The sequence below is a fragment of the Psychrobacter sp. GW64-MNA-CIBAN-0177 genome (assembly GCF_040309585.1).
GTDB lineage: Bacteria > Pseudomonadota > Gammaproteobacteria > Pseudomonadales > Moraxellaceae > Psychrobacter > Psychrobacter okhotskensis.
This window is the reverse complement of record NZ_JBEOOY010000208.1, coordinates 1-275: the sequence shown is the minus strand read 5'-3', so window position 1 is coordinate 275 and position 275 is coordinate 1. Positions and strand designations below refer to the sequence as shown.

Below are 275 nucleotides of genomic sequence, written 5' to 3'. Positions count from 1 at the left end.
ATAGATACCAGCAAGCCACATTTGGCGGTAGTGGAGTTACAAGGTACCATCAGCAATGACGATGCTGCCAATGCCTATGATGTGAGTGATGCATTAACGCAAGCTTTTGAAAATAGCAATTCTAAAGCTGTCGCGCTAGATATCAACTCTCCTGGCGGCTCACCGGTACAATCGGATGAAATCTGGCAAACCATGATGGATTTGCGTAAAAAATATCCCAATAAAAAACTATATGCAGTGATTGGTGATAACGGCGCCTCCGGTGCGTATTATAT

The 275-nt window shown here is 43.6% G+C and carries 1 pseudogene; it reads left to right on the top strand.

What is annotated here, in order from left to right:
* Positions 1-275: pseudogene (locus AAEY79_RS14805) on the top strand (S49 family peptidase); the annotation flags it as partial.